Annotated in this window: 14 protein-coding genes; 12 read left to right on the top strand and 2 right to left on the bottom strand. The window is 58.4% G+C overall.

Annotated features, from left to right (window positions below):
* Positions 1-21: 21 nt before the first annotated feature.
* The 4 genes from KIG99_RS14450 to KIG99_RS14435 all read left to right on the top strand — a co-directional run bounded on the left by KIG99_RS14450 (position 22) and on the right by KIG99_RS14435 (position 6475).
* Positions 22-1779, top strand: coding sequence for a GGDEF domain-containing protein (locus KIG99_RS14450; RefSeq protein WP_226460782.1), 1758 nt, complete (start codon positions 22-24; stop codon positions 1777-1779).
* 65 nt (positions 1780-1844) lie between these two features.
* Positions 1845-2999, top strand: coding sequence for a dTDP-4-amino-4,6-dideoxygalactose transaminase (gene rffA / locus KIG99_RS14445; RefSeq protein WP_226460781.1), 1155 nt, complete (start codon positions 1845-1847; stop codon positions 2997-2999).
* Positions 3000-3029: 30 nt separating this feature from the next.
* Positions 3030-5639 (top strand): tetratricopeptide repeat protein, encoded by a 2610-nt coding sequence (locus tag KIG99_RS14440; RefSeq protein WP_226460780.1) that lies wholly within the window; start codon positions 3030-3032, stop codon positions 5637-5639.
* Positions 5636-6475 carry a glycosyltransferase gene (locus tag KIG99_RS14435; protein ID WP_226460779.1) on the top strand — a complete coding sequence of 280 codons (840 nt, stop codon included), beginning with the start codon at positions 5636-5638 and terminating at the stop codon, positions 6473-6475. Before KIG99_RS14440 ends, KIG99_RS14435 begins: the two co-directional genes overlap by 4 nt.
* Here KIG99_RS14435 and KIG99_RS14430 read toward each other — a convergent pair.
* Both KIG99_RS14430 and KIG99_RS14425 read right to left on the bottom strand, forming a co-directional pair.
* Positions 6472-7035, bottom strand: coding sequence for an acyltransferase (locus tag KIG99_RS14430; RefSeq protein WP_226460778.1), 564 nt, complete (start codon positions 7033-7035; stop codon positions 6472-6474). The genes KIG99_RS14435 and KIG99_RS14430 overlap by 4 nt on opposite strands.
* 48 nt (positions 7036-7083) lie before the next feature.
* The gene (locus tag KIG99_RS14425) at positions 7084-9459 is read right to left on the bottom strand and encodes a tetratricopeptide repeat protein (protein WP_226460777.1); all 2376 of its coding nucleotides are present in this window, start codon (positions 9457-9459) and stop codon (positions 7084-7086) included.
* Between the two features lie 210 nt (positions 9460-9669).
* Here KIG99_RS14425 and KIG99_RS14420 point away from each other — a divergent pair, with 210 nt between their 5' ends.
* The 8 genes from KIG99_RS14420 to KIG99_RS14385 all read left to right on the top strand — a co-directional run bounded on the left by KIG99_RS14420 (position 9670) and on the right by KIG99_RS14385 (position 15361).
* Positions 9670-10482: a flagellin N-terminal helical domain-containing protein gene (locus KIG99_RS14420; protein ID WP_226460776.1), complete on the top strand. Its 813-nt coding sequence runs from the start codon at positions 9670-9672 to the stop codon at positions 10480-10482.
* 93 nt (positions 10483-10575) lie between these two features.
* A complete protein-coding gene (locus KIG99_RS14415; protein WP_226460775.1) occupies positions 10576-10929 on the top strand; it encodes a flagellar protein FlaG in 354 nt (117 codons plus the stop codon).
* A 31-nt stretch (positions 10930-10960) separates the two neighbouring features.
* Positions 10961-12406, top strand: coding sequence for a flagellar filament capping protein FliD (gene fliD / locus KIG99_RS14410; protein WP_226460774.1), 1446 nt, complete (start codon positions 10961-10963; stop codon positions 12404-12406).
* Positions 12407-12412: 6 nt separating this feature from the next.
* Positions 12413-12817: a flagellar export chaperone FliS gene (fliS, locus tag KIG99_RS14405; RefSeq protein WP_226460773.1), complete on the top strand. Its 405-nt coding sequence runs from the start codon at positions 12413-12415 to the stop codon at positions 12815-12817.
* A 3-nt stretch (positions 12818-12820) separates the two neighbouring features.
* A complete protein-coding gene (fliT, locus tag KIG99_RS14400) occupies positions 12821-13105 on the top strand; it encodes a flagellar protein FliT (RefSeq protein ID WP_226460772.1) in 285 nt (94 codons plus the stop codon).
* Positions 13102-14220, top strand: a complete 1119-nt coding sequence (gene fliK / locus KIG99_RS14395; RefSeq protein ID WP_226460771.1) for a flagellar hook-length control protein FliK — start codon at positions 13102-13104, stop codon at positions 14218-14220. Before fliT ends, fliK begins: the two co-directional genes overlap by 4 nt.
* A complete protein-coding gene (locus KIG99_RS14390; protein ID WP_226460770.1) occupies positions 14201-14494 on the top strand; it encodes an EscU/YscU/HrcU family type III secretion system export apparatus switch protein in 294 nt (97 codons plus the stop codon). Before fliK ends, KIG99_RS14390 begins: the two co-directional genes overlap by 20 nt.
* Before the next feature lie 69 nt (positions 14495-14563).
* A complete protein-coding gene (locus KIG99_RS14385; protein ID WP_226460769.1) occupies positions 14564-15361 on the top strand; it encodes a flagellar brake protein in 798 nt (265 codons plus the stop codon).
* Positions 15362-15433: the final 72 nt, after the last annotated feature.

Here is a 15433-nt window from a genome sequence, read left to right as displayed (position 1 = left end):
CCTGATCGATCGCACAACAACATGAGCACGCTAAGCAACCCATTCGAAATTGCCCGCGAAACGCTTCGCCTGCTGGCGGCCCGTCGCGTTCCCCCGACGCCGGACAATTACCTGACCCTGTACCAGGAAATTGCCGGCATCAAGGCCGCCCCCGAGCCCTTCCCGGACAAGCAACTGCGCACGCTCACCGCCGCACTGCCCAAGGCCAGCAACGAACAGTTGCGGCTCGCCCGCCAACTCGATGAAGCAGTCAAGGCCGGCAGTTGGGACGATTACCGCAACCGCCTGGTCGAGTTCGTCAGCGCCCTGACCGACGTCCAGAAACTGACCTGGTCCGAGCTGATTACCGACCTCGTTCGACAGTGGGACGCCAAGCACGTCGGCCTGACCGTTGCCCGCAAGCGCGAGTCGCTGGAGCACGTCCTGAGCAGCAGCGCCAACAACCCGGAAACGCTGTTCACCCGCCTGCAGAACCTGTTGCGCTCCTGGGGCCAGGGCCGCGAGCAGGAAAACGGCAATGGCAGCGAACCCGCCCCGCCAGAAAATGCCGTTTCCCGGGCGTCGACCGCTGAGCCGACCAATTTGCTGCCGGAGTTGCGCGAACTCTTTGCCTTCACGCTGGAAACCGCCATCGCCGCCCAACTGGTTGAAAGCCCGGTGCTGTCGACCGACGCCAAGGCGCTCGCCGCGGATATCCGCAAGGCGAGGAACGAAGACCAGATCGCCGATTTTCTCACCCGCCTGAAGCGTTTTGCCTTCAAGCTCGAATTGCTCGCCGAGGATCAGGCCGAGCTGCGACGCAGCCTGCTTAGCCTGCTGCGCCTGCTGGTCGAGAACATGACCGAGTTGGTGCTCGACGACCGCTGGCTGCATGGCCAGATCGAAGTCGTCCGTGAAATCATCGACAAGCCGCTGTCGCAGCGCGCCGTCGACGATGCCGAGCGCCGCCTGAAGGAAGTGATTTACAAGCAGAGCATGCTCAAGGCCAGCCTGTTCGACGCTCGCGAGTCGATCAAGCAGATGCTGGCCGGCTTTGTCGACCAGCTCGCCAACTTTGCCGAGGTCACTTCGGACTACCACGACAAGATCGAGGGTTACGCCGGCAAGATCAGCGCCGCCAACGACATCAGCGAACTGGAAAGCGTGCTCGGCGAAGTCATGCACGAAACGCGCAACATCCAGATCAACGCGCTGCGCTCGCGCGACGAGCTGCGCTCGACCCAGAAAAAAGTGCAGGAATCGGAAGCGCGCATACGCGAACTCGAAGCCGAACTGGAAAACACCAGCAATCTGGTGCGTTACGACCAGTTGACCGGTACGCTCAACCGGCGCGGCCTGGAAGAAATGTTCGAGAAGGAAGCTGCCCGCTCGAAACGCCATGACACACTGCTCTGCGTTGGCCTGCTCGACATCGACAATTTCAAAAAACTGAACGACACGATGGGGCACGAAACCGGCGACGAAGCCCTCATCCACCTCGCCACCGTCTGCCGCGAAACCCTGCGCCCGCAGGACACCGTGGCCCGCTACGGCGGCGAGGAGTTCATCGTCCTGCTGCCGGAAACACCGCTGGAAGATGCGATCAGTGCCCTCACCCGCCTGCAGCGCGAACTGACCAAGAAATTCTTCATGCACGACAACGAGAAAGTCCTGATCACCTTCAGCGCCGGCGTCACGCAAATGCTGCCGGAAGACAGCCAAGCCAGCGTCATCAAGCGCGCCGACGAGGCCATGTACGAAGCCAAGAAAACCGGCAAGAACCGGGTGGTCAGCAGCTGATGGCACGCACCAGCCCGGCCACCATGTAACAACCTCACGCCAGTACTTACGCCCGGAACCCCTACATGACGAATGTCCGCATCCCCTTTGGCAAGCCTTTCATCGTCGGCAAAGAGCTTTTCTACATCGCTCAGGCGGTCATGAATGGCTCCATTGCCGGCGACGGCATGTTCACCAAACGCTGCCACCAGTGGCTGGAAGAGAATCTCCGCTGCCGCAAGGCCTTGCTCGCCAACTCCTGCACGGCCGCCCTCGAAATGAGCGCCATTCTCGCCGGCATCGGCCCTGGCGACGAAGTCATCATGCCTTCCTTCACTTTTGTCTCGACTGCCAATGCCTTCGTCCTGCGCGGCGGTGTGCCGGTATTCGTAGACATCAGGCCTGATACGCTGAATATTGATGAGCGCCTGATCGAGGCAAGCATTACGCCGCGCACCAAGGCCATCGTGGCCGTCCATTACGCCGGACGACCCTGCGCCATGGACGAACTGAAGAAAATTTGCCAGCGCCATGGCCTGTTCCTGATCGAAGATGCCGCCCAGGCAATCCTGGCGCATGAAGATGGCCACGCGCTGGGCACCATCGGCGACATGGGCTGCCTCAGTTTTCATGAAACCAAGAATGTCATCAGCGGCGAAGGTGGCGCCCTGCTCATCAACAATCCGGAACTGATCGAGCGCGCCGAAATCATCTGGCAGAAAGGGACCAACCGTAAGGCCTTCCTGCGCGGACAGGTTGATAAATACACCTGGGTAGATATCGGCTCATCCTTTTTGCCCAGCGAACTGACCGCCGCTTTCCTTTACGCCCAGCTGGAACATGCCGGCCGGATCAACGCCCACCGCCGCAAGCTGTACAAGGAATACACCAGGCAACTCGCGGCCCTGGCCGCCGAAAGCTGTTTCGCGCTGCCGATGATGGGAGAGGACGAAGAGACCAATGCCCATATCTTCTATCTCGTCACCCGCCACGAAAATGAACGGGCCGCATTGATCCAGCACCTCGGCGCCGCCGGCATTTCTGCCGTCTTCCATTACGTGCCGCTGCACAGCTCACCGGCCGGCCAAAGCTTTGGCCGCGCCAACGGCGAACTGCCGGTAACCGACCGGATCTCTTCCCGCCTCTTGCGCCTGCCGCTTTACTCCGAGCTGACGACGCAACAGGTCCGGACAGTCTGCGAGCAGATCAGGCAGTTTTACAGGCCGGCAAACAAGGCTTAGTTTGAACCGGGCATGAACCGAGACCCAAAAATGGCAACGACAAAAAAGCTCTTTGGCGAAGCAAACGCGCCTTATTACATCTACGCCCCGCCGTACGAGGAGAACTCCGGCGGCGTGCGCGCAATGCACTACCTGTGTCATGCCCTGAACCTGGCCGGGGAGGAAGCCTATGTCCTGACGGACAAGGTTGCCGACAAGCTGCGCACGCCCAGCCTGACCGACCCGATCATCCAGCGGCATACGACAACCGGAGTCGAGCCGATTGTCGTCTACCCCGAAGTGACCCGGGATAATCCGCTCGGACTCAGGAACGTCGCCAGATTTCTGCTCAACATTCCGGGCTTTCTGACGGGTGAGAAAACGGATTGGCAGCCCTCCGATATGATTTTCAGCCTGAGCATGGAAATCATCCCGCAAGGAATGAAAGGCGACTTGCTCGAACTGCCCTTGATCGACTCGTCAATTTACTGGCCACCCAAGCCGGAAGAAGAAAAACGCGAAGGCACCCTGCTCTTCGTCAATCGCTTTTTCAAACGGGGCGGCGTCCAGCTCCCGGTCACCGAGCAATCGACCGAAATCTCATTCCGCGTCGAACGCCGCTCCCCCGAAGAACTTGCCGAGCTCTATCGCAAGGCCGAGCTGCTCTATACCTACGAGCACTCAACCGCCTGCTACGAAGCCCTGCTTTGCGGCTGCCCTGTCATCTATATTCCGAACGACATCATGCTCCCCGAACGCACCAGCGAATACCTCGGCCCGGATGGGTCAGCCTGGGGGCTTGATCCGGTCGACATCGAGACGGCAAAGAAATCCGTGTTTCTGGCTCAGAAAAAATACCAGGCGCTCGAAGAGCAGTTCTGGAGCCAGCTCGCCTCCTTCATCACGACAACCCAGGCCCGCGCCCGGGAGAACAAGATGACGGCGCCGCTCGCCCGTCCCCGTACGGCCACCCTGGACCAGGCAATTGCGCGCTACAACGCTGCAGATTACGAAGCCGCCACCGAGATGTTCAGCATATTGCTGGAAACCGATCCCGAGGAGGCGCTCGTCTATGCCTATCTGGCCTTCATCTGCGCCAATCAGGGTTTGCTGGAGGATGCCGCCGCATTCATCGAACAAGCCAGGCAACTCTCGCCGGAACGTCCCGAACTGCCCGCCGCACTGGGCGAAGTATTGCTCAAGGCTGGCTACCCCAAGGAAGCGCAAAAATATCTCGGCATGGCGGTCATGCAGCAGTCCGATTTCTTCGGCGCCTACCCGGCACTGGCCGAGTCGCTGCGCCGCAATGGCAACATCGCTGCAGCGATCGAACTTCTGGAAAGCGGGGCCAAAATCCCGTCGACCGCCCAGCAAAACATCCGCGAGGTTCTCCTCGACATGCTGCGCCAGCGCGGAGATGTCGCCGCCCTTGCCGAACTGTGCCGACGCATGCAGGACGAACCGGACCGGCACGCAGAAGCCATCCAGTTGCTGGCTGACAGTGGCGCGTCCCCGGAAAGCATTTACCCGGAACTTGAATCCTGGATCGGCAGGCAACGGAGGCATGGCGAGACGCCCGCCCCCTGCAAGCAGCGGCCTCCCCGACGCCCGCTGCTCATCGGCTTCCTGGTCAGCAGTTTTGCGCCCGGCATCGCCTCTGCTCGACTTGAAGCCCTGCTGCTGCACCTCCCCCCGAAAACATTCCGCACCGCGGTCATCGATAACTCGCCAACGGACAAAATGACAGCGATCACGCAGCGCTGCTTTGTACTCTGCGACTACTGGTTATCAATCGATGCCATGGACGACACCGCCGCAAGCGAGGCCATCGCTGCGCTGAACATCGACGTCCTGATCGACATGAACGGCTTTGACCACCGGCACAGGCTCAACTTGCTCCTTGGCGCCAGCGCGCCGTTCAAGGCATCCTGGAGTGAGATCCTGCCCTGGCATTGCCCCGGAATCATCCCGATTGCCGGCACGGCACTACTGAACGAGATACCAACCGGGGTGCTGCCTGCAAGCATCATCACCCTGGACGGCGTGGGTGAAATCCCCCCCATGCCGGCAATCAGCGCTGGCAAGACCACACAACCAGGGCATCCCCAATTTGCCTGCCTGAGCCCGGCCGGAAAAATTGGCGCAGGCGACTGGCGATTTTTTGCGCAACTCCTCTCCGCAATACCGGACAGCAGGCTGACCATCAATCTGGAGGAGCTTGCCCCCCCCGCAGCCGAGTTCATCAGTGACATTTTTTCGGGGCAAGGCGTTGCCGCAAGCAGGCTTGCATTCATCTCTGCCACATCCACCAGCGAACTCTGCGCGGCATGGAAAGAGGCCGACATTGGCCTGGCGCCGCTGCATGGCACAGGTGGTCAGGCCTTGGCGACTGCGCTCTGGATGAACACGCCGTTCATCGCCCTCGCCTCGCCACTTCCCTGGTCTTGCCGCCCGGCAGCACTCTTGCGCAACAGCGGCCTCGACCACCTGATCGCCGACAGCCAAGCGGAATACCTGAAAATTGCCATGCATCTTGCGCACGAGCCGCAGGCACTGGAACGCCGCCCGTCATTGCAGGCAAGCCAGAAGAATGCCGAGAAAGATTTCGCACACAACTTTGGCAAGGCGCTGATCAACACCTGTTTTGGACAAGCAAAATGACCGCCGGAAAAATCTCGATCATCATCTGCAGCGTCGATGCCGGCAAGTTTGCGCGCGCCTGCGCCAACTACCGAAACCTGATGAGCGGGCAAGACCACGAAATCATCGGCATCCACGATGCCCGCTCGCTGGCGGAAGGCTACAACCGGGGCATCGGAAAGGCGACCGGGGAAATCATGATTTTCTCGCACGACGATGTCCTCATTCTCGACCGTGCCTTTGCCCGCAAGATCAGGCAGCGTCTGGACAAGTTCGATCTGCTCGGATTTGTCGGCAGCAGCCGGATCATCAACGGAACGTGGTTCGCTGCTGGCGCCCCGCACCTGCATGGCGTCATGTCGCACGCCTCACCGAAACAACGGATGCTCAGCCTCGACATCTTCGGCGTTTCGGCATGGCCGGTTATCGGTGGCATCAAGGCGATCGACGGCTTGTGCATGATTTCGACCGGTGAACTAGCCAGAAACGTCGGTTTTGATGCCAGCACCTTCGACAGTTTCCATCTCTACGATCTTGATTTCAGCTATGCCGCCTATCTCGCCGGCTACAAGCTTGGCGTCTGCTGTGACATCCCGATCATTCACGAATCGAGAGGACAATTCAACGAACAGCACAGCGAGCAGGCCAAACGCTTCTGCGCCAAGTATCAGCAGCAACTTGACCAGTTTGATCCCGAAGATCCGCAGCAAAGTGCGCGCACCACTGCCGAGGGGAAAAAAGCCTGGCTAGCGGACGCCGACATCCTGCTGGAAGCATGGCACCCCGACCTGCTCAAACGCGCTACCGATGCCCTGCATTACGCCACAAAACGACCGGCCGGAGCGCCCAAGGGCTAAAGCCCCTCGCTATCGAGATAGGCCTGCTCAAGGACCAGAAGGTCGCGCTTTCTGTCCTTCAGCCGGCGGGCGGGAATACCGGAATAAACGCCCCACTCTTCGGTCGACTTGGTCACCATCGACATCGCGCCGATCGAGCAGCCTTCGGCAAGGGTGACACCGGGAAAAATCAGCGAATTGGTTCCGACAATGCAATGACGGCCGAGCCTGACCGCCTTTTTGAACTCGCGCTTGAACTGGGCCGGCACAGTCGGATTGGTCAGCGTCCGCCCGGTGTAGTCGTCGCTTTGCGAAAAAACGTGACAGCCGTAGGCCAGCCCGGAAAAGTCCTCGAAGACGATCCCCTCGCTGCCGCCGGCCACGTTGCAGAATACGGCGATATGCACATTGCGCCCGATCGAGACCTTGCCGGAAACAACGCAAAAATCGTCAATGCGCGAATGATCGCCAATTTCGATCTGCTCGGGATTATAGATGGCGGCCTTGTCACTGATCCGCACATTCTTGCCCAGGGAACGAAACCCCAGCGACTCCAGTTGCTGCTGCGAGAGAAAAGACATTTGCTCAGCCCCTTTGCTGTTTGAATCCGCAAGATGACGCAGGCGAGACTATTTCCCGCACCAGCGTCGCCACATTTCCCCGAATGCACTTTCCAAAGCGCGCGCCAGGCGTGGCGCATCCATCAGGGGACTGGACAGCATTCGCTCGCGCAGGCCGGTTCGCAGATTCTGCAACCTTGCCTGGTCAAAAGCCAGCGCCACCGCCACGTCAACATACGCCTCAGCCGAATCGACCACCAGTTCGCCCAGGCCAACATTTTCCAGAATCGCTTTGCCCATTCGCGACACCAACATGTCACCCGGCCAATTGACAAATGGCACGCCCATCCAGATCGAGTCGTAGCCGGTCGTACCGCCGTTGAACGGGAAGGGATCGAGCGCCAGATCGATCTCGTTGTAGGTATTGAAGTACGCCAACTGCGGCTGAATTCCCTTGATTTCGAGGCGTTGACCGTCAATGCCGTAACGTCCGAATTGCTCATGGATATAGGAAACCAGTGACCCATCCGTGCCGCCACGAGCAACAACGAGCAGGCGGGAGTCCGGCACACGCTTGAGGATTTCCGCCCACAGTTTGATCGTGCCCTGGCTCACCTTGCGAAAGTTGTTCAGACAGCCAAACATGAACGGTTTGCCATTTCGCCTGGACGGCAGCCCCGGCAACACCGGCACATCAGGAATACCTCCCCGCACACCGTAACAGTCGGGCAAAGGCCAGGGCGTTTCGCTGCACCAGGCACCGGCCGCCAGTACGGGATCGGGCGGAACCAGGATGTAATCGACCGCAGACATGCCGCTGGTCCCGGGGAAGCCCAGCCAGGTCACGACGATCGGCGCCGGCTTGCGGGCAACGGCGAGCAGGCGGTTGCCCTCGGTATTGCCATTCAGATCGACCAGAATGTCGATTTCGTCGGCCTCGATCAAATCGGCCAGGGCGTCGTCGCCAATGGAAATCACCTCGCGCCAGAGGTCAACCGCAGCGCGGCAGCGCTGGGTAATCGCATCGGAAACCGGCGAATTGAAATAAACAACGCTTTCGATTTTGCCGGCATCGAACTGGTCGAGAAAGGGCAAGACAAAAGCCGCGACCGGATGGGTACGAAAGTCCGAGGTCAGCCAGCCGATCCTCAGCTTTCTTCCAGGCGTCCTGTCTCGCCCGGCAAAAGCATTCTCCCGCCGATGCGGCAGGCAAAGATTGCGATCAAACTCGCGCGCCAGGTGAAGTACATCGGCAGCGGACGATTCGCTTGAGTGCACCAGCACCCAAAGCGAGTTAACGTAGGCCGTTGCCGATCGGGGATTGACCGCCAGAGCCTTGCGATACTGTTCCAGCGCCTCGGCATTTCTCGCCTGATCGGAGAACCAGCTGCCCAGATTCAACAAGGCATTGACGTGCCGCGGGTTGATCGCAAGAACGTTTTCGGCCGCCTGGCGGGCCTTTTCACTCATCCCGAGCTTGGTATAGACAACGATCAGCGTATTCCATGCATTGAGATTTTCAGGCTGGCGGGCCACCGCCATTTCCAGATTCTCCCTGGCCACATCCATTTGTCCACGCGTCGTGAACAGCAGGCCCATATGCTCGAAAATCCAGTCCTCGGCAACACCGAGTGCATGCGCTTTTTCCAGGGCATCAATGGCGGGAATCGTCTCGCCGCACTGGACCAGGGCAATTCCCAGCTTGGCCCAGACTTCGGGAGTGTCCACACCGAGATCAATCGCCTGCCGGAAATAGCGTCCGGCCTCGCGGGAGTTTCCTTTGGCCAGCTCGATATCGCCGCAAATCGTCACAATCGCTGAAGAAGCCGGATTCAGAACCAAGGCCTGCTGAGCAGCGAGAGTCGCCTTGTCCAGCTCCCCCTTGAGCCGATACAAATCGGCCAGCGAAAGCCAGGCGTCGGCATAGCCCGAATCCAGGCGCGCCGCGACCTTGAAATCGGCCAGTGCTTCATCAAGCTCGCCGAGATGCTGGGAAGCCATGCCCCGCAGGCAGTAATGTCCGGCCTGGGCACCTTTCCGGGCCAGCACCCTGGTCAGGACCCGCTTGGCCAAGGCCCAGTTCCCGGCAGCCACATAGGCCCCACTCAAGGCACAGAGCATATCCATGTCCTCTGGCGCCAGTCCGACAGCAAGCTCCAGTTGAGCTACCCCTTGCTCGATCAAGCCCTGGCGACAATAAAGCTCGCCCAGGCGACGCTTGTACTGGGCCACCTTGGGGGCCAAACCTGCCGCGTGCTCAAGAAAAGGCAACGCCGAATCACTGTCGCCAATCCGTATCGCCAACTCTCCCAGACCGAACCATGCCTGGTGACAATCCGGCTGAACCGAAACGACCGTCTCGAACAAGCCCCCCGCCTTTTCATTATCTCCAGCCTTGAGTGCGGCTTCGGCCAGCCCCAGTTCATGCATGCGACGCGATTTCATATCCAGCTCAGCCCTCTTGAATCCGAGTTTGGAAGTTTAACGGCTGATCCGCTTCAGTAACCCGTTTGGTCGCAGATTCAAGAAAATCAAAAAAACACTAAAGTTCCAGCAGTGACATCCGTTAATGATTTCAAGCGGCGAAACTTCCTTCGCGAATGAAACGCCGAAGCTAGTGGAACCATCGAACAAGCCCTCTCAAGGAGATCGAAAATGGCACAAATCATCAACACCAACATTGCTTCCCTGAACGCTCAGCGCAATCTGGATTCGTCGCAAAGCTCTCTGAAGACTTCCCTGCAACGCCTGTCGTCCGGCCTGCGCATCAACAGCTCCAAGGATGATGCTGCCGGTTTGGCCATTGCCGAAAAGATGAGCTCGCAGTCCCGCGGCATGACCGTTGCAATGCGTAACGCCAACGACGGCATCTCTACCGCACAAACGGCTGAAGCCGGCCTCGCCACCGTTGCCACCCACCTGCAGCGTATGCGCGAACTGGCCACGCAAGCAGCATCCGGCCAATACGATTCCGCCAACCGTGCAGCACTGGACAAGGAATTTACCGCCCTCTCCAGCGAAATCACCCGCGCTCTTGACGCCACCAACTTCAACGGCACCAAGCTGCTCGACGGCAACTACAGCAGCATCGCCTTCCAGATCGGTTCGACGACGACCAGCGAATCGCAGATTTCCATCACCATCAGCTCGGTTGACGTTTCCTCGCTGACCAGCATCAGTGATGTCGCCTCTGCTACGGCCGCCATGTCCGCCCTGGACTCCGCCATTGACACGGTCAGCTCCTCCCGTGCCGACCTCGGCGCCCTCCAGTCCCGCTTTGAAGGCGTGCTGTCGCAACTGTCCTCGGCCAAGGAAAACACCGAAGCTGCCCGCAGCCGCATCATGGATGCCGACTACGCCGTTGAAACCGCCAATCTGAGCCGCTCGCAGATTCTGCAACAGGCTGGTACCGCGATGCTGGCTCAAGCCAACGCACTGCCGCAGAACGTGCTGTCGCTGCTGCAATAAATCCGGTTACCCGGTTTCCGGGTTAGCTCGACTTATGGGGCGCGTTGGCGGCAAAGCTAACGCGCCTGCTTTCACATCAGGAAGGAGAAGCACATGAGTATCCAGTCCATAGGCAATCGTGCCCCGGCTTTTTCAATGCCGGCAGAAACTCAGGCTGCTACCAAGCAAACTCAGGCAGTGCAGAGCGAAACCACTCAGCCCGCAGTACAAAATGAGTCTTCGCCGCAGCAAGTGCAGGAAGCGGTACAAAGCATGAACGATTTTGCTGCCAGCACGCTCAATAGCAGCCTCAATTTCAGCGTCGACAACGACACTGGAAAGACCATCGTTAAAGTGATGGATTCCGAAACAAAAGAAGTCCTGAAGCAGATTCCTTCGGAAGAAATGGTCGCCATCGCCAAAGCTGTTGATAAACTGAAGGGCTTGCTGGTGCATCAAAAGGCGTAAGATGCTGGCGTCTGGCAGTTAGGAGGAAAAAATGGCCACAATTACATCCCTCGGCTCCGGCTCCGGGCTGGAGCTCGAGTCTTTGGTATCCAAGTTAATGGCTGCCGAGAGCGTGTCTTTGACTACGCTGCAAAAAAAACAGGCCTCCTACGAAACCAAAATTTCGGCTATGGGCACGTTGCGTAGTTCATTGGCTGCCCTGCAAACTGCCGCAACCAGCATGACGCCCTCCACACTGCAAAGTGCCAGCGAGAAATTTGCGTCATACACAGCCTCGGTCACCAATACTGCAGTCGCATCTGCCACAGCCTCAACAGGCGCAGTTGCCGGCAGTTACTCACTGGAAGTCAGTAAGCTGGCCCAAGGCCAACGCTTGACCGGAGGCGTAGTCGCATCCTCAACGACCAGCATCACGACCAACGGCGGAACGCTGACCTTGAGTTTGGGCAGCATGAATGCGTCCACCGGAAACTACGAGGCTGACTCCGCGAGGACTTACAGCATCGCGCTAGACGCTGGCGCCACGCTTGCCGATTTGCGCGACGCAATCAACGATTCCGACGCGGGCGTAACGGCAAGCATCATCAATGGCACGAATGGCGCCCAACTCGTCCTTAACGGCCCGGAAGGGAACAACAGCGTCATGCGCCTTGCCAGCAGCGTGACCACGGATCCGGACACCCTGGTGCAAACGAATGACATTAGCGGCGTCAATTACGATCCGGATGTCAGCGGCAGCCAGGACATGACGCAAAGCCTTGCGGCACTGGATGCCGAGTTCACCCTGAACGGTATTGCCGCAACCAGCCACTCGAACACGGTCACAGGCGTGCTCGAAGGCGTAACGCTGGAACTGGCGACCACCAATATTGGCTCGGCAACCACGCTGAAAATTACCGAAGAGTCGACAACAAACCTGACCAAGGCTCTTGAGGCATTCGTCACTGCCTACAACAGTTCACAGACGACGATGAGCGCGCTCGGTGCCTACGATCCGGAAACCAAGGTCGCCGGAAATCTGCAAGGCAACAGCACGCTGCGTTATGCCACGGGACAAATTCGCCAAACTGTATTCAGCGCCACTTCGGGCAACGCATCCTCGTCCTATCAGACACTCTCCAATATTGGCGTCACGATCAATTCCAGCGGCAAACTGGAGATTGACAGCACCAAACTGAATGCCGCCATCAAGGCCGACTCGAACACCGTTTCAAACCTTGTCGCTAACGTCGGCGAGGCTTTTGACACCACGCTCACCAATCTCATGGATACCGACGGATCGTTGACCATCGCGACCAAAGGCCTCACCACAACGGTTGATGATCTTGAAAAACAACAAACCAAACTGCAGGAGCGACTCGATGCCATCGAAACTCGCTACCGAGCCCAATTTACCGCACTGGATACCCTAGTCGCTTCGTTAACCAGCACTGGCGACTACCTAACCAGCTTCATTTCCAGCCTTAGCTCGAATTAACCTGACATGTTCGGAAGAAACCTCAACCCGGTCGCTGCTTATGCTGACGTAGGCGTAGCAGCAAAGATCAAATCTGCAACACCTCATCAACTTATTCTATTGCTGTTTGAAGGCGCCTCCTCGGCAATCTCTGTTGCCAAGCTGCACATTGAGCGCGGTGAAATAGCGCAAAAAGGCAAACTGATTTCCCAGGCCATCGACATCATCTCCAATGGCCTGAAGGCCAGCCTGAACATTGAGGCAGGGGGCAAACTGGCCGAGCAACTGGCAGCACTTTACGACTACATGGCACGCCGTCTGCTATCAGCCAACCTGGAAAACAACATCGCTGCGCTTGATGAAGTCAGCACCCTGCTTGATGAAATCCATTCAGCATGGATTGAAATCACCCCGGATAATTCAGACTCCTGAACCATGCCAATCGCCCCCGAACTTGCCAGGCTGGAGCAAACCTTCCAGGAAATGCTGCTGGCAGCCAAGTCCGAGAACTGGGCTTTACTGGCCAGCCTGGAGAATGACTCCCGCTCCATGCTGCTCAACATCGAAAAAAGCAAAGTTTCCCGAGCCCAACTGAAGGCAAGTTTGCAAAGACTGCTCGACTGCAATCAGGAAATCACACGCCGGGCAAAAGACCGCCGTAGTGATATTGCATTTCTGCTTGATGCATTTGCAGCCTCAGCGCCCGGAGCCAATGGATGATTCCGGCTGACATTGCCAGCCACTTACGGCTGGCTGTACCGGATCAACCCTCAGCCCCGCAGCCGGTCACCCCGGTCAAGAATCTCGGCGATGTACTTTCAGACCTGGTTCCCGGCCAACGCATCATGGCCGAAATTCAGGCCATGTTGCCCAATGGCACATACCGTGCCGTCGTTGCCCAGCGCGACATCACCCTGGCACTGCCCTTTGCCGCAAAACAGGGGGACAGCCTCGAACTAGAAGTCGTCGAAAACGATGGCAAACTTGCCCTGGCTGTCGTATCAAACCGGACCAGCGGCGCTCAGGCGGGCACCACACAAGACTCCGTCGCAACGACCCTGAGCCAGACCGGCAAGCTGATCGGCGACTTGCTTGCCGACATTGATGGCCAGGGAAAAAGAGCAGCCCCTGCTCCCTTGAACGGAAACCAGCCGCTGGTCGAAAAATTCCCGGCCAGCGCCGCTGATCTTGCCCCCCTCCTGAAAGATGCATTAAGCAAGAGCGGCGTGTTCTACGAAGCCCACCAGGCACGCTGGGTAGCCGGACAACTGCCGACCGAACAGCTGTTACAGGAACCACAAGGCAAACACTCATCACCGGAGGCCGCCCTCAACACCGCGGCAAGCCAAACCGCCAATGGCGACAAACCCCTTGTTGAATCAAAGCCATCCCCCACACCCACCTCTACAGCAAGCGACGCAATCAGCATCGGCAACAAGTCCCAGTCGACGGGAATTCCCAGCGACCTTACACCACTGGTTCAACAGCAACTCGAATCCCTGGCGACACAGACGTTTGCCTGGCAAGGGCAAGTCTGGCCAGGGCAACAAATGCACTGGGAAATCGACGAGCAGTCAGAAAACGCGACGCGCAGCGACCGGGAAACTTCCGGCCAGTGGCAAACCCGCCTGAAACTGAACCTTCCTCAACTGGGTGGCATTGATGCGACGCTTAGCCTGCGCCCCGGCAACGAGGTTGAAATTGCACTCTCGGCAACCAGCGACAATAGCGAAGCAGCCCTCAGCAGTGCGGCCAATTCATTAAGACAGCAATTCGAAGCCGCCGGACTCAACCTGACCAAACTTTCGATCAAGCATGGCACGCTCACCGAGTGATACTGCACGCGAGGCAATTGCCCTCGCCTACCGGCAGACCGACGCTGCACCACGGGTCGTCGCCCGCGGCAAGGGGCTGATTGCGGAAGAAATCATCTCGCGCGCACGTGAGCACGGCATTTACGTGCACGAATCCCCCGAACTGGTGGCGCTGCTGACCCAGGTAGACATCGACCAGAGCATTCCGCCGCAACTTTACATGGCGGTGGCCGAACTGCTGGCCTGGCTCTATCGCATCGAGCATGGCGACAAGAGTGCTTTGCCACCAATCTGATTGAGGTATTCGGCAAGTACCGCCCGCTTGGATTAACATGGGCAGAATAAAAAACTTTCAGCTATCGGCATGCCAACTGTCAACGAAGAACCACTCTCCAACCCGGTTTTCGAAATCGACCACCCGGAAGAGTTCAGCCAGTTTCTGCTGACCAACCCACGCGAAATCGCCTTTTATCTGCAACTGCTGGCCAAGCAACGCAGCATCGTCACGGCTTACATTGACGAGGGACGACATTTTTTCCTCACATCAATCGTGGCGGTCGACCTCTCAGAAAACCTGATTTTGCTCGACCCGTCGCACACGGAAGAAAGCAATCTGGCTGCCCTGGCCGCAAGCCGGATAACGCTGGTTGCCGCCCTTGACCGCGTCAAGATGCAGGTTCGCCTAAGCGGCATGAAAAAACAGACCTACCAAGGCCAGAACACGCTCAGTTCGAACATTCCGGGCCTCTTGCTCCGCTTGCAGCGTCGGGAGTTTTTCCGCCTTGAACCGCCGCTTTTACACCCCATTCAGTGCAAGTTGGCAACAAAGAAAGCTGATGATTCAACCCAGACCTTTGAACTTACCCTGTCAGATATCAGCGGCGGCGGCGTCAGCCTGATTGCGGCCGTTGAACAAGCCACGAATTTCCCTCGTGACGCCCTGTTTCAGGACTGCCGCCTCGAAATCCCCGGCGAAGGGGTTATTCAGGTCAATCTTCGGGTACGCAAGACCATCGAAATATCAAGTCGCAATGGCGAGCACAGCCTGCGAGTCGGCAGTGAATTCGTCAATTTGACCGGAACAAAACTGGCCTTTATCGAACGTTACATCACGCGCATCGAACGCGAACGCAAAGCCCGCGACACCGGCCTGAACGACTAACGCCCACCAATGCCGACACCTCCCCTCGCCCTGACCGCCCGGCAAGTCGGGAATGCACGACATGGCCCAGGA

The organism is Quatrionicoccus australiensis, from assembly GCF_020510425.1.
Lineage (GTDB): Bacteria > Pseudomonadota > Gammaproteobacteria > Burkholderiales > Rhodocyclaceae > Azonexus > Azonexus australiensis_A.
Note: the sequence above shows the minus strand (reverse complement) of the source record. Positions and strands in the feature narration are given on the sequence as shown.

Coding starts and splice junctions, on each gene's coding strand:
- KIG99_RS14450 (WP_226460782.1), top strand. CDS start 22: ATGAGCACGCTAAGCAACCCATTCGAAATTGCCCGCGAAACGCTTCGC.
- rffA (WP_226460781.1), top strand. CDS start 1,845: ATGACGAATGTCCGCATCCCCTTTGGCAAGCCTTTCATCGTCGGCAAA.
- KIG99_RS14440 (WP_226460780.1), top strand. CDS start 3,030: ATGGCAACGACAAAAAAGCTCTTTGGCGAAGCAAACGCGCCTTATTAC.
- KIG99_RS14435 (WP_226460779.1), top strand. CDS start 5,636: ATGACCGCCGGAAAAATCTCGATCATCATCTGCAGCGTCGATGCCGGC.
- KIG99_RS14430 (WP_226460778.1), bottom strand. CDS start 7,035: ATGTCTTTTCTCTCGCAGCAGCAACTGGAGTCGCTGGGGTTTCGTTCC.
- KIG99_RS14425 (WP_226460777.1), bottom strand. CDS start 9,459: ATGAAATCGCGTCGCATGCATGAACTGGGGCTGGCCGAAGCCGCACTC.
- KIG99_RS14420 (WP_226460776.1), top strand. CDS start 9,670: ATGGCACAAATCATCAACACCAACATTGCTTCCCTGAACGCTCAGCGC.
- KIG99_RS14415 (WP_226460775.1), top strand. CDS start 10,576: ATGAGTATCCAGTCCATAGGCAATCGTGCCCCGGCTTTTTCAATGCCG.
- fliD (WP_226460774.1), top strand. CDS start 10,961: ATGGCCACAATTACATCCCTCGGCTCCGGCTCCGGGCTGGAGCTCGAG.
- fliS (WP_226460773.1), top strand. CDS start 12,413: ATGTTCGGAAGAAACCTCAACCCGGTCGCTGCTTATGCTGACGTAGGC.
- fliT (WP_226460772.1), top strand. CDS start 12,821: ATGCCAATCGCCCCCGAACTTGCCAGGCTGGAGCAAACCTTCCAGGAA.
- fliK (WP_226460771.1), top strand. CDS start 13,102: ATGATTCCGGCTGACATTGCCAGCCACTTACGGCTGGCTGTACCGGAT.
- KIG99_RS14390 (WP_226460770.1), top strand. CDS start 14,201: ATGGCACGCTCACCGAGTGATACTGCACGCGAGGCAATTGCCCTCGCC.
- KIG99_RS14385 (WP_226460769.1), top strand. CDS start 14,564: ATGCCAACTGTCAACGAAGAACCACTCTCCAACCCGGTTTTCGAAATC.